The organism is Pseudomonas sediminis, from assembly GCF_039555755.1.
Lineage (GTDB): Bacteria > Pseudomonadota > Gammaproteobacteria > Pseudomonadales > Pseudomonadaceae > Aquipseudomonas > Aquipseudomonas mendocina_D.
Window position 1 is genome coordinate 243,725 of record NZ_CP154631.1, and the last position, 19,068, is coordinate 262,792.

At 62.2% G+C, this 19,068-nt stretch carries 20 protein-coding genes and 1 pseudogene; 15 read left to right on the forward strand and 6 right to left on the reverse strand.

The genetic code is table 11. The features are described from left to right. Nucleotides 1-28: 28 nt before the first annotated feature. From rsxA to AAEQ75_RS01245, 8 genes are all read left to right on the forward strand, one after another. Nucleotides 29-613: an electron transport complex subunit RsxA gene (gene rsxA, locus AAEQ75_RS01210; protein WP_013714594.1), complete on the forward strand. Its 585-nt coding sequence runs from the start codon at nucleotides 29-31 to the stop codon at nucleotides 611-613. Beyond that, on the forward strand, nucleotides 610-1,185 hold the full coding sequence (gene rsxB / locus AAEQ75_RS01215; RefSeq protein ID WP_013714593.1) for an electron transport complex subunit RsxB: 576 nt from the start codon (nucleotides 610-612) through the stop codon (nucleotides 1,183-1,185). Before rsxA ends, rsxB begins: the two co-directional genes overlap by 4 nt. After that, on the forward strand, nucleotides 1,182-3,626 hold the full coding sequence (gene rsxC / locus AAEQ75_RS01220) for an electron transport complex subunit RsxC (RefSeq protein ID WP_343350647.1): 2,445 nt from the start codon (nucleotides 1,182-1,184) through the stop codon (nucleotides 3,624-3,626). Before rsxB ends, rsxC begins: the two co-directional genes overlap by 4 nt. 141 nt (nucleotides 3,627-3,767) lie before the next feature. Continuing rightward, entirely contained in the window at nucleotides 3,768-4,799 is a 1,032-nt protein-coding gene (locus AAEQ75_RS01225; protein ID WP_343350648.1) for an RnfABCDGE type electron transport complex subunit D, read from the forward strand. Between the two features lie 2 nt (nucleotides 4,800-4,801). Beyond that, nucleotides 4,802-5,437, forward strand: coding sequence for an electron transport complex subunit RsxG (gene rsxG, locus AAEQ75_RS01230; protein ID WP_343350649.1), 636 nt, complete (start codon nucleotides 4,802-4,804; stop codon nucleotides 5,435-5,437). Then, entirely contained in the window at nucleotides 5,434-6,141 is a 708-nt protein-coding gene (locus tag AAEQ75_RS01235) for an electron transport complex subunit E (protein ID WP_115297867.1), read from the forward strand. The genes rsxG and AAEQ75_RS01235 overlap by 4 nt, the downstream gene beginning before the upstream one ends. Then, on the forward strand, nucleotides 6,138-6,776 hold the full coding sequence (gene nth / locus AAEQ75_RS01240; protein ID WP_084341346.1) for an endonuclease III: 639 nt from the start codon (nucleotides 6,138-6,140) through the stop codon (nucleotides 6,774-6,776). The genes AAEQ75_RS01235 and nth overlap by 4 nt, the downstream gene beginning before the upstream one ends. Nucleotides 6,777-6,887: 111 nt before the next feature. Further along, a complete protein-coding gene (locus AAEQ75_RS01245; protein WP_017677837.1) occupies nucleotides 6,888-7,067 on the forward strand; it encodes a PA3496 family putative envelope integrity protein in 180 nt (59 codons plus the stop codon). 129 nt (nucleotides 7,068-7,196) lie between these two features. On the opposite strand, the pseudogene AAEQ75_RS01250 reads toward AAEQ75_RS01245, so the two are convergent. From AAEQ75_RS01250 to AAEQ75_RS01265, 4 genes and pseudogenes are all read right to left on the reverse strand, one after another. Beyond that, a pseudogene (locus tag AAEQ75_RS01250) lies at nucleotides 7,197-8,618 on the reverse strand (IS1182 family transposase). Nucleotides 8,619-8,724: 106 nt separating this feature from the next. Continuing rightward, entirely contained in the window at nucleotides 8,725-9,117 is a 393-nt protein-coding gene (gene gloA, locus AAEQ75_RS01255) for a lactoylglutathione lyase (RefSeq protein WP_106732996.1), read from the reverse strand. Between the two features lie 68 nt (nucleotides 9,118-9,185). Further along, entirely contained in the window at nucleotides 9,186-10,403 is a 1,218-nt protein-coding gene (locus AAEQ75_RS01260) for an argininosuccinate synthase (RefSeq protein WP_143506765.1), read from the reverse strand. A 115-nt stretch (nucleotides 10,404-10,518) separates the two neighbouring features. Then, on the reverse strand, nucleotides 10,519-11,466 hold the full coding sequence (locus AAEQ75_RS01265; protein WP_343350650.1) for a flagellar protein MotY: 948 nt from the start codon (nucleotides 11,464-11,466) through the stop codon (nucleotides 10,519-10,521). A 153-nt stretch (nucleotides 11,467-11,619) separates the two neighbouring features. Between AAEQ75_RS01265 and pyrC the strand changes: the two genes are divergently transcribed. From pyrC to AAEQ75_RS01280, 3 genes are all read left to right on the forward strand, one after another. Then, the gene (gene pyrC, locus AAEQ75_RS01270) at nucleotides 11,620-12,666 is read left to right on the forward strand and encodes a dihydroorotase (protein ID WP_343350651.1); all 1,047 of its coding nucleotides are present in this window, start codon (nucleotides 11,620-11,622) and stop codon (nucleotides 12,664-12,666) included. Continuing rightward, the gene (rnt, locus tag AAEQ75_RS01275; protein WP_099522109.1) at nucleotides 12,663-13,337 is read left to right on the forward strand and encodes a ribonuclease T; all 675 of its coding nucleotides are present in this window, start codon (nucleotides 12,663-12,665) and stop codon (nucleotides 13,335-13,337) included. Before pyrC ends, rnt begins: the two co-directional genes overlap by 4 nt. Nucleotides 13,338-13,513: 176 nt before the next feature. Next, nucleotides 13,514-13,732 (forward strand): bacterioferritin-associated ferredoxin, encoded by a 219-nt coding sequence (locus AAEQ75_RS01280; protein WP_004423711.1) that lies wholly within the window; start codon nucleotides 13,514-13,516, stop codon nucleotides 13,730-13,732. 71 nt (nucleotides 13,733-13,803) lie between these two features. On the opposite strand, the gene AAEQ75_RS01285 is transcribed toward AAEQ75_RS01280, so the two are convergent. Both AAEQ75_RS01285 and AAEQ75_RS01290 read right to left on the reverse strand, forming a co-directional pair. Then, complete coding sequence (locus AAEQ75_RS01285; RefSeq protein ID WP_343350652.1) at nucleotides 13,804-14,175, reverse strand: DUF5064 family protein; 372 nt, start codon at nucleotides 14,173-14,175, stop codon at nucleotides 13,804-13,806. Nucleotides 14,176-14,265: 90 nt separating this feature from the next. Beyond that, nucleotides 14,266-14,583 carry a DUF2288 domain-containing protein gene (locus AAEQ75_RS01290; RefSeq protein ID WP_343350653.1) on the reverse strand — a complete coding sequence of 106 codons (318 nt, stop codon included), beginning with the start codon at nucleotides 14,581-14,583 and terminating at the stop codon, nucleotides 14,266-14,268. Nucleotides 14,584-14,877: 294 nt separating this feature from the next. Here AAEQ75_RS01290 and AAEQ75_RS01295 point away from each other — a divergent pair, with 294 nt between their 5' ends. From AAEQ75_RS01295 to livG, 4 genes are all read left to right on the forward strand, one after another. Then, nucleotides 14,878-15,996: a branched-chain amino acid ABC transporter substrate-binding protein gene (locus AAEQ75_RS01295; RefSeq protein ID WP_143506772.1), complete on the forward strand. Its 1,119-nt coding sequence runs from the start codon at nucleotides 14,878-14,880 to the stop codon at nucleotides 15,994-15,996. 116 nt (nucleotides 15,997-16,112) lie between these two features. Next, nucleotides 16,113-17,036: a high-affinity branched-chain amino acid ABC transporter permease LivH gene (livH, locus tag AAEQ75_RS01300; protein ID WP_143506773.1), complete on the forward strand. Its 924-nt coding sequence runs from the start codon at nucleotides 16,113-16,115 to the stop codon at nucleotides 17,034-17,036. Beyond that, nucleotides 17,033-18,304 (forward strand): high-affinity branched-chain amino acid ABC transporter permease LivM, encoded by a 1,272-nt coding sequence (locus AAEQ75_RS01305; protein ID WP_218893407.1) that lies wholly within the window; start codon nucleotides 17,033-17,035, stop codon nucleotides 18,302-18,304. Before livH ends, AAEQ75_RS01305 begins: the two co-directional genes overlap by 4 nt. Then, nucleotides 18,301-19,068 carry a high-affinity branched-chain amino acid ABC transporter ATP-binding protein LivG gene (gene livG / locus AAEQ75_RS01310; protein ID WP_079784284.1) on the forward strand — a complete coding sequence of 256 codons (768 nt, stop codon included), beginning with the start codon at nucleotides 18,301-18,303 and terminating at the stop codon, nucleotides 19,066-19,068. Before AAEQ75_RS01305 ends, livG begins: the two co-directional genes overlap by 4 nt.

The following is a 19,068-nucleotide window of genomic DNA, read 5'->3' on the forward strand; positions in this document are numbered from 1 at the left end:
TGGCCTTTGCGCACTCGACGGCAACCCGATGACCGAACTCGTCCTGATCATGGTCAGCGCCATCCTGGTCAACAATTTCGTGCTGGTGCAGTTCCTCGGCCTGTGCCCGTTCATGGGCGTGTCGAAGAAGATCGAAACCGCGATCGGCCTCTCCCTGGCCACCACCTTCGTGCTCACCCTGGCGGCCATGTGCAGCTACCTGGTGCAGCAGTACGTGCTCAAACCGCTGGACCTGGAATTCCTGCGCACCATCAGCTTCATCCTGGTGATCGCCGTGGTGGTGCAATTCACCGAGATGGTGGTGAACAAGACCAGCCCACTGCTCTATCGCGTCCTGGGCATTTTCCTGCCGCTGATCACCACCAACTGCATCGTTCTTGGCGTCGCCCTGCTCAACGCCAACAAGGCCGAGTTCACCTTCATCACAGCCACCGTCAACGGCTTCGCCGCCGGCCTGGGTTTCTCCTTGGTGCTGGTGTTGTTCGCCGCCATGCGTGAGCGCATCGCCATCGCCGACGTACCCAAATCCTTCCAGGGCGCAGCTATCGGCATGATCACCGCAGGCTTGATGTCGCTGGCGTTCATGGGCTTCTCCGGGCTGATCAAGCTATGAGCCTGGTTCTGGTCGCCGTTCTCGCCCTGCTCGCGCTGTGCCTGATCGCGGGCGCCATCCTCGGTTTTGCCGCGGTGCGCTTCAAGGTCGAGGGTGACCCCATCGCCGAGCAGATCAACGCCCTGCTGCCGCAGACCCAGTGCGGCCAATGCGGCTATCCCGGTTGCAAACCCTACGCCGAGGCCATTGCCGGCGGCGACAAGATCAACAAATGCCCACCCGGCGGCGAAGCCACCATTGCCGCCCTGGCCGATCTGCTCGACGTCGAAGCAGAACCACTGGACGCGGTGGAAGGCGAAAAGCCGCAGATGGTCGCGTTTATCCGCGAAGCCGAGTGCATTGGCTGCACCAAATGCATCCAGGCCTGCCCGGTGGACGCCATCGTCGGCGCGGCGCGGCAGATGCACACGGTGATCGTCAGCGAGTGCACCGGCTGCGACCTATGCGTCGAACCCTGCCCGGTGGACTGCATCGACATGATCGAAGTTGGCAGCAGCGTGCAAAGCTGGAAATGGGACAAGCCGCTGGCACCCGGCCAGTTGATCGCCAGTGACCGGGAGCAGGCGGCATGACCGTGCAGGAAAAGTTCTGGGAAATCCCCGGCGGTATCCATCCTGCCGAGCGCAAGGAGCTGTCCAACCGCACACCGATCCAGCAGGCCCCGCTGCCCAAGCGCCTGCTGTTGCCACTCGGTCAGCATATCGGCGCTGCCGCCGAACCCTGCGTGGCGGTCGGCCAGCGCGTGCTCAAGGGCGAGAAGATCGCCAATGCCAATGGCTTCGTCAGTGTGCCGTTGCATGCGCCGACTTCCGGCAGCATCGCCTTTATCGGTGAGCAGCCTTATCCGCATGCTTCCGGCATGCTGGCGCCGGCCATCGTCATCGACAGCGATGGCCTGGACGAGTGGATCGAGCTGACGCCGCCAGCCGACTACCGCAGCCTTGAGCCAGCCGAACTGCTGACGCTGATCCGCGATGCCGGCATCAACGGCCTGGGCGGCGCCGGCTTCCCCACAGCGGTCAAGCTCACTGCACGACCGACGCAGAAGATCCACACGCTGATCATCAACGGCACCGAATGCGAACCCTATATCACCGCCGATGACGTGCTGATGCGCGAGCGCGCTGCCGAGCTGGTGGCCGGTATCGAGGTACTGGCCCACCTGATTCAGCCGCAGCAGGTGTTGATCGGCATCGAAGACAACAAGCCCGAGGCCATCGACGCAGTACGTGCTGCCTGCGCCGGCCGCGACTATCAGGTGCGAGTGTTCCCGACCAAGTACCCGTCCGGCGGCGAGAAACAGCTGATCCAGATTCTCACCGGCGTCGAGGTACCCAGCGGCGGCCTGCCCGCCGATATCGGCATCCTCTGTCAGAACGTCGGCACCTGCGTGGCCATCCACGACGCCGTGCTGCTGGGCAAACCGTTGATCTCGCGTATCACCACGCTGACCGGCGAAGCGCTGGCGCGCCCCGGCAATGTCGAGGCACTGATCGGCACGCCGGTGGGCGAACTGCTGGCGTTCGCCGGGCTCGACCCGAGCAAGATCAATCGCCTGATCATGGGCGGGCCGATGATGGGCTTTACCCTGCCATCGCTGGACGTGCCCCTGATCAAGACCAGCAACTGCCTGCTGGCCAGCACCGCCGCCGAACTGCCGCCACCACCGCCGGCAATGCCCTGCATCCGCTGCGGCGAATGCGCCGAGGCTTGCCCGGCCAGCCTGTTGCCGCAACAACTGCACTTCTTCGCCCTTGGCCAGGAGCACGAGCAGCTCAAGGCACACAACCTGTTCGACTGCATCGAATGCGGCGCCTGCGCCTACGTCTGCCCGTCGAGCATCCCGCTGGTGCAGTACTACCGTGTGGCCAAGGCGGAAATCCGCGAGCTGGAGCAGAAGCAACTCAAGGCCGAACACTCCAAACAGCGCTTCGAGCAACGCCAGGAACGCCTGCGCCGCGCAGAGGAGCAGAAGGAAGCCGAACGCAAGGCCCGCGCCGAAAAAGCCGCCCGCGCCAAGGCAGCACAGGCTGACGCACCACCTGCTGCCGCAGCGGCGCCGGCCGATGAAGCGCTGAAGAAGCTCAAGATCGAAGCCAGCATGGCCCAGGTCGCGTTGAGGAAGGCAGAGAAACAGCTGGCCGCCCACGACACGCCGGAGCTGCAAGCGCAAGTCAACGAGCTGCGCGCCGCAGCCGAAGCTGCACAGAAGGCCCTGGCCGAGGCCCAGGCGACAGCCCCTGCCCCCGCGCCCAAACCGGCTGGCGATGAAGCGCTGAAGAAGGCCAAGATCGACGCCGCCATGCTCAAGGCGCAATTGCGCAAGCTGGAAAAAATCGAGAACCCGGACGACGAGCAACAGGCCGAAGTCGCCCGCGTGCGCCAGCAACTGGAAGCCGCCGAGAAGGCCCTGGCCGAGCTGGACAGCCAGAAGCCCACAGCCCCTGCCAAACCCGCTGGCGACGAAGCGCTGAAAAAAGCCAAGATCGAAGCCGCCATGCTCAAGGCCCAACTGCGCAAGCTGGAAAAGATCGAAACACCGGACGACGAGCAACAAGCGGAAATCGCCCGTGTAAGCCAGCAGCTCGAAGCCGCCGAGAAAGCCCTGACCGAGTTGCAGAGCCAGGCGCCGGCACCAGCCGCCAAACCCGCCGGCGACGATGCGCTGAAAAGAGCCAAGATCGAACTGGCGATGAAACGCGCCGAACTGAAGAAGGCAGAAAAGGCCGGCAGCGACGACACCGCACTGCAACCGCTGCGCGATGCCCTGGCCGCCGCTGAACAAGCGCTGCACGCCGCCGAAGCGGCCTCGGGCAAACCGGCACCGGATCTGGTGCGCACCGAACGCCCCGGCGTGGATGCTGATCTGAAAGCCTTTAAAACCGAAGTGGCCTTCGCCCGAGCAGACCTGCGCAAGCTGGAACGTGACGACAACACCACTGCCGATGCACTGGAGCAGGCGCGCACACGCTTGAGCGAAGCAGAACGCAAGCTGGCCGAATACCAACCCTGACAGCCGCCCCGGATTGCATCCGGGCTACAAAAAGATACCCCGTCGCGCCGGAGCACCTGGGCGGCACAGACAACCGTAACCCGGATGCAATCCGGGAACCGCGCCCAACAAGGCGCCGCTACAGTAACGACCGGAGCGCCGATGGCCCTGCCCCGCATCACATCGCCCCACGCCACGGGCAGCAACCGTACCCAGCAGGTCATGCTGCAGGTGCTGCTGGCCACCGTGCCGGGCATCCTCGCCCTAACCTGGCTGTTCGGCGCCGGCACCCTGTTCAATCTGGTCTGGGCCAGCCTCTGCGCTCTGGGCTTCGAGGCTGCGCTGCTGGCGGCACGCAAACGCCCGATCGCGTTCTTCCTCAAGGACTACAGCGCCCTGGTCACCGCCGTGCTGCTGGCCCTGGCCCTGCCGCCCTACTCGCCCTGGTGGCTGACGCTGATCGCCTGCGGCTTCGCCATCGGCTTCGGCAAGCAGCTCTATGGTGGCCTCGGGCAGAACCCGTTCAACCCGGCCATGGTCGGCTACGTGGTGGTGCTGATCTCCTTCCCCGTCGACATGACCAGTTGGCCCGCGCCGCATGGTGTCGCTGCACTGGACGGCATCAAGCACATCCTCGGTATCGTCAGCCTGCCGGATGGCTGGGCCCAGGCAACCGCGCTGGACGCGCTGAAGGTGAACAAGAGCCTGACCATCGACGAGCTGCACGCCAGTAACCCGGCCTTCGGCCATTTCGGCGGTGCCGGCAGCGAGGCGGTCAACCTGGCGTTTCTCGCCGGCGGCCTGTATCTGCTGCACAAGCGCCTGATCACCTGGCATGCACCGCTGGGCATGCTCGCCGCGCTGTTCGTCATGAGCCTGCTGTTCTGGAACGGCAGCGGTTCGGATTCCAACGGCTCGCCGCTGTTCCACCTGCTCACCGGCGCCACCATGCTTGGCGCCTTCTTCATCGTCACCGACCCGGTGTCCGGCGCCACCAGCAGTCGCGGGCGTCTGGTGTTCGGCATCGGCGTCGGCGTGCTGGTCTACGTGATCCGCACCTGGGGCGGCTACCCGGATGCGGTGGCATTCGCCGTGCTGCTGATGAACCTGACGGCGCCGACCATCGACTACTACACCCGGCCACGCAGCTACGGCCACCGCAAGCCCAATAGCGGCTTCAAGTTGGGAGAATGAGCATGCTGCCGGAAATCAGCCGCTCGATGCTGAAAAACGCCCTGGTGCTTGGCCTGTTCGCTATCGGCACCGTCGGCACCGTCGCCCTGCTGCAACAGGGCACCGCCGAGCGCATCGCCAATGCCGAACGTGAAGCGCAGGTGCGTGCCCTGGCGGAAATCCTGCCGGCCGGCAGCTACGACAATCACTTGCTGGATAACCGCATCGAGCTCAACGCTCCCGAGCTGGGCCATCGCAGCCCGCAGTCGGCCTACCTGGCACTCAAGGGCGGTGAGCCCAGCGCGCTGATCCTGCCGGTGACCGCTCCGGACGGCTACAGCGGGGCCATCCACCTGCTGGTGGGCATCTTCGCCGATGGCCGCCTGGCTGGCGTGCGCGTGCTCAGCCATAAGGAAACACCTGGACTGGGGGACAAGATCGAACTGGCCAAGAGCGACTGGATACGCGGCTTCGAAGGCAAATCCCTGAAAGACCCTGGCGAAGAGCGCTGGGCGGTGAAAAAGGATCGTGGCGACTTCGACCAGTTCGCCGGCGCCACCATCACCCCGCGCGCTGTGGTCAAGGCCGTGCACGGCGCCCTGCGCTACTTCGACACGCACCGCGCCCAGTTGCTGGGCCAGGTGGAGGATGAACGATGACCAGCTACCGCGAAATCAGCCTCAATGGCCTGTGGAAGAACAATCCCGCACTGGTGCAGTTGCTCGGCCTTTGCCCGCTGCTTGGGGTGAGCAACTCCACCGTCAACGCCTTGGGTCTGGCCCTGGCCAGTGCCGTGGTGCTGGTGTGTTCGAACACCGCCGTGTCGCTGGTACGTGGCGTGGTCAACACGGCTGTGCGTCTGCCGGCCTTCGTCATGATCATCGCCGCGCTGACCACCTGCATCGAACTACTGATGCAGGCCTACACCTACGAGCTGTACCAGATCCTCGGCATCTTCATCCCGCTGATCACCACCAACTGCGTGATCCTCGGTCGCGCCGACGGCTTCGCCGCCAAGCACGACCCGGCCCGCGCCGCCTACGACGGCCTGATGATGGGCCTGGGCTTTGGCACCGTGCTGGTGCTGATCGGCGCCATCCGCGAACTGCTCGGCACTGGCGCACTGTTCGCCAACATGCACCTGCTGTTCGGGCCCATCGCCGCCGATTGGAAACTCACCCTGGTGCACGATTACCGCGGCTTCCTGCTGGCCATCCTGCCACCGGGCGCGTTCATCGTTCTGGGCCTGCTGATCGCCGGCAAGAACCGCATCGATCAGATCGCCGCCGAGCGAGCCAAGGCCGCCGCGCCCGAACTACCCGCCCAAAGCCGCCGCGTTCGCGTTACCGGAGTCATCGAATGAATGCTGCCAAGCGCCAGGAAATCTTCCGCCGCCTGCACGAAGACAACCCCGAGCCGAAAACCGAGCTGGCCTACAGCACCCCCTTCGAGCTGCTGGTAGCCGTGACGCTCTCGGCTCAGGCCACCGACGTCAGCGTCAACAAGGCCACGGCCAAGCTGTTTCCCGTGGCCAACACGCCGGAGGCCATTTATGCCCTGGGCGTTGAGGGTCTTTCCGAGTACATCAAGACCATCGGCCTGTACAACAGCAAGGCGAAGAACGTCATCGAGGCCTGCCGCCTCCTTATCGAGAAGCACGGCAGCGTGGTGCCGGACAACCGCGAAGACCTCGAAGCGCTGCCCGGCGTCGGCCGCAAGACCGCCAACGTGGTGCTCAACACGGCGTTTCGCCAGTTGGCCATGGCCGTGGACACGCATATTTTCCGCGTCAGCAACCGCACTGGCATCGCGCCAGGCAAGAACGTGGTCGAGGTAGAAAAGAAGCTGCTCAAGTTCGTGCCCAAGGATTACCTGCTCGACGCCCACCATTGGTTGATCCTGCACGGGCGCTACGTCTGCACCGCGCGCAAACCGCGTTGTGGCGCCTGCCGCATCGAAGACCTGTGCGAGTACAAGGCGAAAACCTCCGACGATTGATCGACCATAGAATCCGGCGATCTCCTGATTGAAAAAATCTTTTTTACCCGCTCAATTTTTGTCGCTATAAGGTGCGCAAATGGCCCCAGTCACTGGCCTGGAGTGGAATAGATGAGCACTGACAAAGAAGACCTCGAACTGGACGAAGACTTTGTCGCGGAAGAATCGGACGATGCCGAGCCTGCGGTGGAAGTCGCCAAGACCAACCTGACCAAGCGTCGCATCATCGACAACTTCCTCGAAGAGCGTCGCCTGCACAAACAGCTGGCCGAATACGATTTCGATATCTGAGTATCGAGTTGCACAGAAGAAGCCCCGCTGATTCAGAGCGTGTGAAAACGCACTGACGCCAGAAAAATCCAACGCCCCGACTGGTTCGGGGCGTTGGTGTTTTTGATGCTTGGAAATGGAAGGCGGGATTTACCCCAACAGCTCGATCAGCCGACGGGCACCCATCACATTGATGGCACGCTTCAGGTTGTAGGCGTTGACCGCCAGGGCCATTTCCGTCCGAGCGCCCTGCAGTTGTCGGAGCAGGAAGCGACCATTACCCAAAATCCATTGCTTCAGGTTGCCGAAGGGATGTTCGACGATGGATCGGCGCCTGACCATCATCTCTGGATGCGCCTGCATCCGCTGATGCATGCGCTCGAATGCGGCCTCATGGACATGCCGAGTCACGTGTCGACGTTTAGCCTTGGTGCAGCGTGATTTCAATGGACAAGCCGTGCAGTCGCCGCGTAGAGCATAAATGCGCTGTAGGCCGTTTACCTGCTTGAGCGGTAACCATTGGCCTGCAGGGCATTGGTACTGGTCGTTTTCTGCGTCGTAGCTGAAGGCGCTGCGATCGAATAGCGGCGTGTCGTCGCCCTTGTTATTTATGCCCCGATTCTCCGGCACATAGGCCGTAATCCCAGCATCATCACACGCTTGAAACTGCTCACCATTGGAGTAGCCGGCATCGGCTGTAACCGTCAGCTCTTCCTGCGCCAGGATCGCCTGGGCAGCCTTGGCCATAGGTTCCAGTTGTTGGTTATCGCTGCCATCCTGAGTGACAGCATGATGCACGATCAGCCCATGCTCGCCATCCACCGCGTTTTGCACGTTATAAGCCACGCGAGCCCCCTAGTGGGTACGCATCATGCGCGCCTCGCTCTCACCCACGACGAACTGCTCCAGCCCCTGTACCTCCATCAACGCCTGGGCTGTCAGGTTATCGGCATGTCGGCTCTCCAGCTGCTGCAGCGCAGCCTTGACCGCACTGCGATCAACCACTTCAGCGGCCTCACTGCGGTCAGCCTCGTCCAGTTCGGCCAGATAACGGGCGATCTGCGCCTCCAGCTTGCCTTGTTGACGCTTGAGCTTCGTCAGGCTCAGATGCTTGCGTTGCGACGCTACCGCCTGAAACTTGCTGCCATCGATGGCCACGAGTTGCCCGCTGATCAGCCCCACCTGGCGACAGAACCGGACGAAGGTGCGGCAGGTCGCCTGAAAAGCAGCGCTGTTGTCCTTGCGAAAATCAGCAATGGTCTTGAAATCCGGTGCCAATCGGCCCAGCAGCCACATCACCTCGACATTGCGTTGGCACTCAGCTTCCAGGCGCCGGGAGGAGCGGATGCGCTGGAAGTAACCGTACAGATAAAGCTTGAGTAGATCCGCTGGATCATAGCCAGGACGTCCAGTCTTGAGTGGTTCGGCCTTGCTGAAACCCAGAGCCTGCAGATCCAGGCGGGCGACATAGGCCTCGATCACCCGTACCAGGTGATCCTCCGGCACCAGCTCCTCCAATGTGGGAGGAAACAGGCTGCTTTGCTGACGACCTTCGCCCTGGATGTAGCCCATAAACGACAATGCCCCCATCGACTGATGGAGGCATTGTCTTCAGCTTGCTCTCAGACTGCTAGGTTTTCACACAGTCTGTGATTGCGGGGCTTTTCGTATGTCGCGATCAGACGCGGCGAGACGGGGAAAGCAGTTCGATCTTGTAACCGTCCGGGTCCTCGACGAAGGCCAGGATGCTCGTGCCGTGCTTCATCGGGCCCGGCTCGCGGGTGATCTTGCCGCCACGGCCGCGAATATCCTCGCAGGCCTTGTAGACATCCTCGACTTCCAGAGCGATATGGCCGTAGCCGGTGCCGAGCTCGTAGTGCTCGACGCCCCAGTTGTGGGTCAGCTCGATCACGCTGTTGTGCGCCTCGTCGCCGTAGCCGACGAAGGCCAGAGTGAACTGCCCATCCGGATAATCCTTACGGCGCAGCAGGGTCATGCCCAGCACTTCGGTGTAGAAGGCAATGGACTTGTCCAGATCGCCGACGCGCAGCATGGTGTGCAGCAGTCTCATCAGGTTGTACTCCTAAAAAGCAGAACCCCGGCACATGGCCGGGGTTCTTGTGGCGCAGGTGGCTGAGCTTAGACCAGCTTGCGACCCTTGCCTGCAGCAATACGCATACGCAGAGCGTTGAGCTTGATGAAGCCCGCCGCGTCCTGCTGGTTGTAGGCGCCGCCATCTTCCTCGAAGGTCGCGATATTGGCATCGAACAGCGAATCGTCGGACTTGCGGCCGGTGACGATGACGTTGCCTTTGTACAGCTTCAGGCGGACCACGCCGTTCACATTGGCTTGGGAGGCGTCGATCATCTGTTGCAGCATCAGACGCTCCGGGCTCCACCAGAAACCGTTATAGATCAGGCTGGCGTATTTCGGCATCAGCTCGTCTTTCAGGTGAGCCACTTCGCGGTCGAGGGTGATCGACTCGATAGCGCGGTGGGCCTTGAGCATGATGGTGCCGCCGGGGGTCTCATAGCAGCCACGGGATTTCATGCCGACGAAGCGGTTCTCGACGATGTCCAGACGGCCGATGCCGTTCTCGCCGCCGATGCGGTTCAGTTCGGCCAGCACGGTGGCCGGGGTCATGGCTTTGCCGTCGATGGCGACGATGTCACCGGCCTTGTAGGTCAGCTCGATATAGGTGGGGGTGTCCGGCGCCGCTTCCGGCGACTTGGTCCAACGCCACATGTCTTCTTCGTGCTCGGTCCAGGTGTCTTCGAGCACACCACCTTCATAGGAGATATGCAGCAGGTTGGCATCCATGGAGTACGGCGACTTCTTCTTGCCGTGACGCTCGATCGGGATGGCATGCTTCTCGGCGTAGTCCATCAGCTTCTCGCGCGACAGCAGGTCCCACTCGCGCCACGGGGCGATGACTTTCACGCCAGGCTTCAGCGCGTAGGCGCCCAGCTCGAAACGCACCTGGTCGTTGCCCTTGCCGGTAGCACCGTGGGAGATGGCGTCGGCGCCGGTCTCGTTGGCGATTTCGATCAGGCGCTTGGCGATCAGTGGACGGGCGATGGAAGTACCCAGCAGGTACTCGCCTTCATAGACGGTGTTGGCGCGGAACATCGGGTAGACGAAATCGCGGACGAACTCTTCGCGCAGGTCGTCGATGTAGATTTCCTTGACGCCCATTGCCTGAGCCTTGGCGCGGGCCGGCTCGACCTCTTCACCTTGGCCGAGATCGGCGGTGAAGGTCACCACTTCACAGTTGTAGGTATCTTGCAGCCACTTGAGGATCACCGAGGTGTCCAGGCCACCGGAATAGGCCAGAACTACCTTTTTGACGTCCGCCATGCCATCACTCCACGGGTTGTACGGTAAAACCCGTGATTCTACTGGCCTCGCGCCTCAATTTACAGGGGCGCGACAGCTTGTGATGACGAAGCGACGGGAAGAATCGGCTTTTTTGCTAGGAGGGCGTACTTCCGGCCGGGTCAACCGGGGGGCTTGGTGGAGCGGTCTGCGGGGCGCTCTGTACCGGGGCGTCCGACGCTGGCATACGATCCAGGCGCAGGGTCGCACGGCGATTCTTGGCGCGATTGGCTTCGTTGTTGTTCGGCACCAGCGGGTAGCGCTCGCCGTGAAAGCGCATGGTGATCTGCTCGACCGGTATGCCGCCGGCCACCAGATACTCCTGCACGGCCAGCGCGCGGCGGCGTGACAGGTCACGATTGGTCAGGCGATTGCCGCTGTTGTCGGCATGGCCGTCGATCTGGAAGCTGTTGATGGTGGGGTCAGCCTTGACGAAGTCGAGGACGATATCGAGCTTGGCCTTGGCCATCGGATCGAGATCAATGCCGCCACCGGGAAAGCCGATCTGCGCCTGGCGAATCTGATCGAAATTGACCGGCAGCAGCTTGGCGGTACAGGCCTGGTAATCATCATATGCCTTGTGAAACTTGACCGGCAGCAGCCGCACTTCCAGGTTATCGCCGCTATTGAGCGTGCGATGACGCACCACCGGGCTGCGCCCTTCGAGCAAGCCGGTTAGCAGGCGCGAGCCCTGCTCCTGCGAGCTGTTGAACGGCACCTCGCCATTACCGACGCTGACCACCCCCAGGTTGATATCGCCGCGCCCTGGCTGCCAGGGCGCCGCTGCAGCGAGCAAGGTCGCCGACCCCGCGCCCATCCAGCGCTCACGCGCCTTGAGACGAAAAGTGACCTGTTCGCCAGCACGGCGCACGAACTCACCACTGCCGAAATTGCTGATCGGCTGACTCAGGCGACATTCGAACTGATCGCCCTCGACCGTCCACTCCACCTTCTCCAGCCGTGTCTGGAAGCTGATGGCATGCGCTGGCAGGCACAAGGGCATGCCAACCAGCAGGCTGATCAGAAGGAAATTGGGCGCACGCACGACAGGCTCCACGACGGTTCACGGCATTCTCACGGGGTATCGGTCAGGCGCGCGGAAACTTGACACCCTGCGTGCGATTGTCGCGTCGGCGCGAGCGCGAACAGGCGCTTTTCAGTTACCATGCGGCCACGTTTTACCCGCCTGGAAGCCTCCATGTCCGACCGCCTGACTCTCCTGCGTCCCGATGACTGGCACATTCACCTGCGCGATGGCGCGGTGCTGCCACATACCGTCGGCGATGCCGCGCGCACTTTCGGCCGCGCCATCATCATGCCCAACCTGGTACCGCCGGTACGCAATGCCGCAGAGGCCGATGCCTATCGTCAGCGTATTCTCGCTGCACGCCCGGCTGGCAGCCGCTTCGAGCCGCTGATGGTGCTCTACCTCACCGACAACACCAGCCCCGAGGACGTGCGTGCGGCCAAGGCCAGCGGTTTCGTGCATGCCGCCAAGCTCTATCCGGCCGGCGCCACCACCAATTCCGACTCGGGCGTAACCAGCATCGACAAGATCTTCCCGGCCCTCGAAACTATGGCCGAAGTCGGCATGCTGCTGCTGGTACACGGCGAAGTGACTCGCGCCGAGATCGACGTGTTCGACCGCGAGAAAGCCTTCATCGACGAGCACCTCACCCGTGTGGTCGAGCGCTTCCCCACACTGAAGGTAGTGTTCGAGCACATCACCACCCGTGACGCCGTGCAGTTCGTCGAGGCCACCTCGGCCAACGTCGGCGCCACCATCACCGCGCATCACCTGCTGTACAACCGCAACCACATGCTGGTCGGCGGTATTCGCCCACACTTCTATTGCCTGCCGATTCTCAAGCGCACCGTGCACCAGGAGGCCCTGCTCGACGCCGCCACCAGTGGCAACGTCAAATTCTTCCTCGGCACCGACTCGGCACCGCACGTCAAGCATGCCAAGGAAGCCGCCTGCGGCTGCGCCGGCTGCTACACCGCCTATGCGGCCATCGAGCTGTATGCCGAAGCCTTCGAACAGCGCAACGCGCTGGACAAGCTGGAAGCCTTCGCCAGCTTCCACGGCCCGGACTTCTACGGCATGCCGCGCAACAGCGACAGCATCACCCTGGTGCGCGAAGAGTGGACCGTACCGGCCACCCTGCCCCTGGGCGACAACAGCGTCGTGCCGCTGCGCGCTGGCGAAACCCTGCGCTGGAAATTGCTGGAGGCTCAGGCGTGAGCGAAGACAACTACGACGACGAACTCGAGCCGAGCTTGCCGTCCGGCCCGCGCACGCCGATGGCGGCACGCTTTCGCGGCTACCTGCCGGTGGTGGTGGATGTGGAGACCGGCGGTTTCAACTGCGCCACCGATGCCCTGCTGGAAATCGCCGCGACCACCATCGCCATGGACGAGAGCGGCTTCCTCTACCCGGATCACACCCACTTCTTCCGCATCGAACCGTTCGAAGGCGCCAATATCGAACAAGCCGCGCTGGAATTCACCGGCATCAAGCTCGATCACCCGCTGCGCATGGCCGTCAGCGAGGAGCACGCGCTGGGGGAAATCTTCAAGGGCCTGCGCAAGTCGATCAAATCGGCTGGCTGCAAGCGCGCGATCCTGGTCGGCCACAACAGCAGCTTCGACCTGGGTTTCCTCAATGCTGCGGTGGCACGGTGCGGTATCAAGCGCAATCCCTTCCACCCCTTCTCTAGCTTCGACACCGCTACCCTCGCCGGTCTCGCTTATGGCCAGACCGTGCTGGCCAAAGCCTGCCAGACCGCTGGTATCGAGTTCGACGGCAAAGAAGCGCACTCGGCGCGCTACGACACCGAGAAGACCGCTGAGCTGTTCTGCGGCATCGTCAATCGCTGGAAGGAAATGGGCGGCTGGGACGAGTTCGATCAGTAACACGCAATCTCTCGCGTACATTAAAAAACCGGCCCAGGCCGGTTTTTTAATGTCTGGCCAACGGCCGAAAACCGTTCGTCAGGCACTGCGAGCATTCGCAATAGATCTTTGACAAGCATTCTCATTAACATTAGTATCCGACCCATCGAACAGAACCACCAAGACGAGCCTTGCTTATGTACGTCTGCCTCTGTGAAGGTGTCACCGATACTCAAATCCGCGATGCGGTCTACGAGGGCTGCTGCAGCTATCGTGAAGTACGCGGCACACTCGGCATCGCCAGCCAGTGTGGCAAGTGCGCTTGCCTGGCCAAGCAGGTCGTGCGCGAAACCATCGCCGAAGTGCAAAGCAGCCAAGCCTCGCTGGCCTACCCTGCAGGTTTCGTCGCAGCCTGAAACACGCCCCCGAAAATGAAAAAACCGGATCTCAGCATCCGGTTTTTTTTCATCCTCGAACAGCCATAGGATTACGTCAGGCCGTCGCGCTCCAGGTGGTCGAGGTCCACCGCCTCGCCCGGCTTGGCGTGCAGCTTGGCACGAATATCCTCGAAGATCGCGTCGTACTCGGCATGCGCCGACATGATCGGGCTATGGTTGGCGGGCAGACCATGCTTGGCCGTCAGCCGTGAAATCACGCTGGCGAAGTTGAATGCGGTATCGCGATGCATCTCAAAGACTTCTTCGAACGCCTTGCCGTCGATCTCGCCTACCAGGCGCCCGTGCAGCATGGGCCCCTCCTGCGGGTCCTCACGCACTTCATAGTAGAAATCGATGCTGTAACCGGGTTGACCGCTCTGGCCAGGAGGATTGCTGCGATGCAGATGGCCGGGTTCGAACATGGGTTCATTCCTTTGTCTTGATGCTGCGCGCACCCGGACGGGCGTATCCGCAGAGTCTAGCCCGCGACCCGCAGCCCTGCATGCATCATTTCAGTGCAAAGCCGAACTACCTGCCCTCTCCTGTACCAGCACCCAGGGCGCCACCACCACCGCCCACAGTTGCGGATCACGCGTGAGCAGATCTTCGGCACGTGAATCTTCGAACTTGCACAGCAGGCCTTGGTTCATCCATTGCGCAACTCGAACCTGATCGTTCTCGGCCACGGCCTGCGCGACCGCCACCAGATCCTGATTGCCCTCGACCCAGAGCAGCGCGCCACGAGCGAAGAATGGCTGCAGTTCCTGCCAGCGAATCGGCGCTGTCTCGCCGAGCAGCTTGGCATAGAGGGTGCTAGATTGATCCGTCATGGTGTGTCCCGTGTCGATGACTTTGAATGGTGGCGCGCAATGATAGCGCCGGCGGCATCCCAGGCAACCGCACGACGTTCAGCAGCCAGCCCAGGCCACGCCGTATTTCTATACATTCCTTGCAATTTAGCGACACCCCCGTGTTTCGCCTCCAACTGCCGGCTTTTCAAGGCGCAAATGCGCGCTCTACACTGTTCCGGTACAGTTGCCGGAGGCACTACCGGGGTTACAGACCCGGTTCTGCAGCTTCGGCCGCAAGAACTACAACAACGAAAACATAAGAGTGGAGCACTCATGAACAAGGCTAAGCAGATTTCCAAGCTGTTCGCGGCAATGGCACTGGCGGGGGCGGCCAGTTATTCGATGGCAGCCGACAACATCAAGATCGCCCTGGCTGGCCCGGTAACCGGCGCAGTTGCCCAGTACGGCGAAATGCAGTTCATCGGCGCCAAGATGGCCATCGAGCAGATCAACAAGGCTGGCGGCGTGAATGGCGCCCAGCTCGAAGGCGTGGTCTACGACGACGCCTGCGATCCCAAGCAGGCCGTTGCCGTGGCTAACAAGATCGTCAACGACGGCGTCAAGTTCGTGGTTGGCCACCTGTGCTCCAGCTCCACTCAGCCGGCCTCGGACATCTACGAAGACGAAGGCATCCTGATGATCACCGCGGCCTCCACCAGCCCGGACATCACCGCTCGCGGTTACGAACTGGTGTTCCGCACCATCGGCCTGGACAGCCTGCAAGGCCCGACCGCAGGCAACTTCATCGCTGACCACATCAAGCCGAAGACCGTTGCCGTCATCCACGACAAGCAGCAGTACGGTGAAGGCATCGCCACTGCAGTCAAGCAGACCCTGGAAAGCAAAGGCGTGAAGGTTTCCCTGTTCGAAGGCATCAACGCCGGCGACAAGGACTTCTCCGCACTGATCGCCAAGCTCAATCAAGCGGGCGTCGATTTCGTCTACTACGGCGGCTACCACCCGGAACTGGGCCTGCTGCTGCGCCAGACCAAAGAGCGCGGCCTGAACGTCAAGTTCATGGGTCCGGAAGGCGTCGGCAACTCCGAAATCTCCGCCATTGCCGGCCCGGCTTCCGAAGGTCTGCTGGTAACCCTGCCGAAGTCCTTCGACCAGGATCCGAAGAACCAGGCGCTGGTAGAAGCCTTCAAGGCCAAGAACGAAGACTCGAGCGGTCCGTTCGTGTTCCCGGCCTACGCTGCTGTTCAGGTGATCGCCGAAGGCATCGAGAAAGCCGGCGACACCGATACCGCCAAGGTAGCAGCTGCGCTGCGCTCCAACAGCTTCGACACTCCCACCGGCACCCTGGCCTTCGACGAGAAGGGCGACCTGAAGGACTTCAGCTTCGTGGTGTACGAGTGGCACCAGGACGGCACCAAGTCCGAAGCCAAGTAAGCTTCCCGTCTGAGCCAAAGCCCACTGCGCGAGCAGTGGGCTTTGTTTATTAGAAGAATTCCGGCCTCGCGCTGCGCCACAAGCGCCGCTTTACGCAAGCGCCCAGGAGTTAGGCAATGCCTGATCTTTATCACTACCTGCAACAGTTGCTCAATGGCCTGACCATTGGCAGCACCTATGCCCTGATCGCCATCGGCTACACCATGGTCTACGGCATCATCGGCATGATCAACTTCGCCCACGGCGAGGTTTACATGATTGGCTCGTACGTAGCCTTCACCGTTATCGCCGGCCTCGCCATGTTCGGCCTGGAAGCAGTGCCCTTCGTGATGATCGCGGCCTTCGCCGCCACCATGATCGTCACCAGCGCCTACGGTTACAGCATCGAACGGGTGGCCTATCGCCCCCTGCGCGGTGGCAACCGCCTGATCCCACTGATCTCCGCGATCGGTATGTCGATTTTCCTGCAGAACGCCGTGTTGCTTTCGCAGGACTCCAAGGACAAGGCCATCCCCAGCCTGCTGCCGGGCAACTTCATCCTTGGTGAAAGCGCGGCCAACGGCGTGGTGGTGTCCTACATGCAGGTGCTGATCTTCATCGTCACCTTCGTCACCATGATCGCGCTGACCCTGTTCATCTCGCGTTCGCGTCTGGGCCGCGCCTGCCGCGCCTGCGCCGAAGACCTGAAGATGGCCAACCTGCTCGGTATCAATACCAACAACATCATTGCCCTGACCTTCGTCATCGGTGCGGCACTGGCTGCCATCGCCTCTGTACTGCTGGGCATGAACTACGGCGTGATCAACCCGCACCTTGGCTTCCTCGCCGGCATCAAGGCCTTCACCGCTGCGGTACTCGGTGGTATCGGCAGCATTCCTGGCGCGGTGCTCGGCGGCCTGCTGCTGGGCGTGGCTGAAGCCTTCGGCGCCGATATCTTCGGTGATCAATACAAGGACGTCGTGGCATTCAGCCTGCTGGTGCTGGTGCTGCTGTTCCGCCCGACCGGCATCCTCGGCCGTCCTGAGGTGGAAAAAGTATGAGCACCGCCATTACCAAGAATCTCAAATCCGCGATTTTCAGCGCCCTGCTGGTGCTGATCATCTCCTACCCGGTTCTGGGCCTGAAACTCTCCACCGTCGGCATCAGCCTGCGCGTGGAAGGCGCCACCGCCTTCGAACTCTGGTGTATCGGCGGCGCTGCTACGCTGATTTTCCTTTGGCAATTGCTGCGCGACCGGCTGACCCCGGCCTGGGCCAAGCTGCCCAAACTGCCCAGCGGTTCCGGTGAGATCGGTAACTTCCTCACCCTGCCTTCCACCCAGCGCTGGATCATTCTGGCGATGGTCATGGTGGCACTGGTTTGGCCGTTCTTCGCCAGCCGCGGCTCGGTGGATATCGCCACGCTGATCCTGATCTACGTGATGCTCGGCCTCGGCCTGAACATCGTGGTCGGTCTGGCCGGTCTGCTCGACCTGGGTTACGTCGGTTTCTACGCCGTAGGCGCCTACAGCTACGCGATCCTGGCTCACTACTTCGGCCTGGGCTTCTGGATCTGCCTGCCGCTGGCCGGCATGATGGCGGCGCTGTTCGGCTTCCTGCTGGGCTTCCCGGTACTACGCCTGCGCGGTGACTACCTGGCCATCGTGACCCTCGGTTTCGGCGAGATCATCCGTATCCTGCTGCGCAACCTCACCGAGTACACCGGCGGCCCCAACGGCCTGAGCATCGCCAACGAGAACAAACCGACCCTGTTCGGTCTGTCCTTCGAGCGCCGTGTGCCGGCCGATATGCCGACCTTTCATGGCTACTTCGAAATCGCCTACAACTCGCAGTACAAGGTGATCTTCCTCTATCTGATCGCCCTGCTGCTGGTGCTGCTGACCCTGTTTCTGGTCAACCGCCTGCTGCGTATGCCGATCGGCCGTGCCTGGGAAGCGCTGCGTGAAGACGAGATTGCCTGCCGTGCGCTGGGCCTGAACCCGACCGTGATCAAGCTCTCGGCCTTCACCATCGGTGCCAGCTTGGCCGGTTTCGCCGGCAGCTTCTTCGCTGCCCGTCAGGGCCTGGTGACGCCGGAGTCGTTCACCTTCATCGAGTCGGCGATGATCCTCGCTATCGTCGTGCTGGGTGGCATGGGTTCACAGCTGGGCGTGATTCTCGCGGCCATCATCATGGTGATGCTGCAGGAGATGCGTGAGCTGAGCGAGTACCGCATGCTGTTCTTCGGTCTGGTCATGATCTTCATGATGATCTGGCGCCCGCAAGGGTTGCTGCCGATGCAACGTCCCCACCTGGAGCTGAAGCGATGAGCCGCACGATTCTCGAAGTAAGCGGCCTGTCCATGCGTTTCGGCGGCCTGCTGGCCGTCAACGGGGTGGGCCTGAACGTCAAGGAAAAGCAGGTGGTCTCTATGATCGGCCCGAATGGTGCCGGCAAGACCACCGTGTTCAACTGCCTGACCGGCTTCTACCAGCCGAGCTCCGGCAGCATCCGCCTCAATGGCGAAGCGATCGAAGGCCTGCCCGGCCACAAGATCGCCCGCAAAGGTGTGGTACGGACTTTCCAGAACGTACGTCTGTTCAAGGACATGACGGCGGTGGAAAACCTGCTGGTGGCCCAGCATCGCCACCTCAACACCGGCTACCTGGCCGGCCTGTTCAAGACCCCGGGGTTTCGCCGCAGCGAACGCGAGGCCATGGATTTTGCCGCCTACTGGCTGGAGCAGGTCAACCTGGTGGACTTCGCCAACCGTAGCGCCGGCACCCTGGCCTATGGTCAGCAGCGTCGCCTGGAAATCGCCCGCTGCATGATGACGCGCCCGAGCATCCTCATGCTCGACGAGCCGGCCGCCGGTCTCAACCCGCGTGAAACCGAAGACCTGAAAGCGCTGATCAGCGTGCTGCGTGACGAGCACAATGTCACCGTGCTGCTGATCGAGCACGACATGAAGCTGGTGATGAGCATTTCCGACCACATCTACGTGATCAACCAGGGCACTCCCCTGGCCGACGGCACGCCGGACGATATCCGCAACAACCCGGACGTGATCAAAGCCTATCTGGGGGAGGCGTAA

Bases quoted from the DNA above. Each gene is read 5' to 3' on its own strand.
- AAEQ75_RS01295 (WP_143506772.1), top strand. From the start codon at position 14,878: ATGAACAAGGCTAAGCAGATTTCCAAGCTGTTCGCGGCAATGGCACTG.
- AAEQ75_RS01245 (WP_017677837.1), top strand. From the start codon at position 6,888: ATGAGCACTGACAAAGAAGACCTCGAACTGGACGAAGACTTTGTCGCG.
- pyrC (WP_343350651.1), top strand. From the start codon at position 11,620: ATGTCCGACCGCCTGACTCTCCTGCGTCCCGATGACTGGCACATTCAC.
- AAEQ75_RS01290 (WP_343350653.1), bottom strand. From the start codon at position 14,583: ATGACGGATCAATCTAGCACCCTCTATGCCAAGCTGCTCGGCGAGACA.
- livG (WP_079784284.1), top strand. From the start codon at position 18,301: ATGAGCCGCACGATTCTCGAAGTAAGCGGCCTGTCCATGCGTTTCGGC.
- AAEQ75_RS01235 (WP_115297867.1), top strand. From the start codon at position 5,434: ATGACCAGCTACCGCGAAATCAGCCTCAATGGCCTGTGGAAGAACAAT.
- nth (WP_084341346.1), top strand. From the start codon at position 6,138: ATGAATGCTGCCAAGCGCCAGGAAATCTTCCGCCGCCTGCACGAAGAC.
- AAEQ75_RS01285 (WP_343350652.1), bottom strand. From the start codon at position 14,175: ATGTTCGAACCCGGCCATCTGCATCGCAGCAATCCTCCTGGCCAGAGC.
- rsxC (WP_343350647.1), top strand. From the start codon at position 1,182: ATGACCGTGCAGGAAAAGTTCTGGGAAATCCCCGGCGGTATCCATCCT.
- AAEQ75_RS01225 (WP_343350648.1), top strand. From the start codon at position 3,768: ATGGCCCTGCCCCGCATCACATCGCCCCACGCCACGGGCAGCAACCGT.
- rsxG (WP_343350649.1), top strand. From the start codon at position 4,802: ATGCTGCCGGAAATCAGCCGCTCGATGCTGAAAAACGCCCTGGTGCTT.
- AAEQ75_RS01305 (WP_218893407.1), top strand. From the start codon at position 17,033: ATGAGCACCGCCATTACCAAGAATCTCAAATCCGCGATTTTCAGCGCC.
- AAEQ75_RS01280 (WP_004423711.1), top strand. From the start codon at position 13,514: ATGTACGTCTGCCTCTGTGAAGGTGTCACCGATACTCAAATCCGCGAT.
- gloA (WP_106732996.1), bottom strand. From the start codon at position 9,117: ATGAGACTGCTGCACACCATGCTGCGCGTCGGCGATCTGGACAAGTCC.
- livH (WP_143506773.1), top strand. From the start codon at position 16,113: ATGCCTGATCTTTATCACTACCTGCAACAGTTGCTCAATGGCCTGACC.
- rsxA (WP_013714594.1), top strand. From the start codon at position 29: ATGACCGAACTCGTCCTGATCATGGTCAGCGCCATCCTGGTCAACAAT.
- AAEQ75_RS01260 (WP_143506765.1), bottom strand. From the start codon at position 10,403: ATGGCGGACGTCAAAAAGGTAGTTCTGGCCTATTCCGGTGGCCTGGAC.
- rsxB (WP_013714593.1), top strand. From the start codon at position 610: ATGAGCCTGGTTCTGGTCGCCGTTCTCGCCCTGCTCGCGCTGTGCCTG.